The 632-nt window shown below is 74.8% G+C and carries 2 protein-coding genes; both read left to right on the top strand.

The annotated features are described in order from the left end of the window. Positions 1-424, top strand: a 424-nt coding sequence (locus DL990_RS41175) for an ABC transporter ATP-binding protein (protein WP_125801887.1), incomplete at its 5' end; no start/stop codon positions are given. Further along, a partial coding sequence (locus DL990_RS41170; protein WP_148106810.1) for a hypothetical protein occupies positions 421-632 on the top strand: 212 nt, incomplete at its 3' end. The genes DL990_RS41175 and DL990_RS41170, both read left to right, overlap by 4 nt.

The following is a 632-nucleotide window of genomic DNA, read 5'->3' as shown; positions in this document are numbered from 1 at the left end:
CTTCGTCTTCCAGTTCGGGCAGCTGGTCGTGGAGCTCAGCTGCGTGGAGAACGTCGCGCTGCCGCTGCGGCTGAACGGCGTACGGCGCAAGGAGGCCGAGAGCCGCGCGCTGGCCTGGCTGGAGCGGCTGGAGGTCGACGACGTACGCGCCAAGCGGCCCGGCGAGGTCTCCGGCGGTCAGGGACAGCGCGTCGCCGTGGCCCGTTCGCTGGTCACCAACCCGCGCGTGTTGTTCGCCGACGAGCCGACCGGCGCGCTGGACTCGCTCAACGGCGAGCGGGTGATGGAGCTGCTGACCGGGGCAGCCCGGGAGACCAACGCCGCCGTCGTCCTGGTCACCCATGAGGCGCGCGTCGCCGCGTACTCCGACCGCGAGGTCGTCGTACGGGACGGCAAGGCGCGGGACATGGCGGGCGTGCGATGAGCGGCACCGGCAATGTGACCCCGCTGCGGAGTGAGAAGGAGCGGGAGCGGGAGCACCCCGGCGGGGCGCCCCAGGCGCCCCCCGACCGCCCGGAGCCCCGCCAGCGGGTCGGCCCGGCCCGCTGGGCCGCCGATCTGGCGACGGGGGCGCGGTTCTCGGTCTCCGGCGGCAGGGAGAGCTGGGCCAGAACGGTCCTGACGGCGGTCGG

The organism is Amycolatopsis sp. WAC 01416 (assembly GCF_003947485.1).
Taxonomy (GTDB): domain Bacteria; phylum Actinomycetota; class Actinomycetes; order Mycobacteriales; family Pseudonocardiaceae; genus Amycolatopsis.
This window is presented reverse-complemented; position numbering and strand designations above follow the sequence as displayed.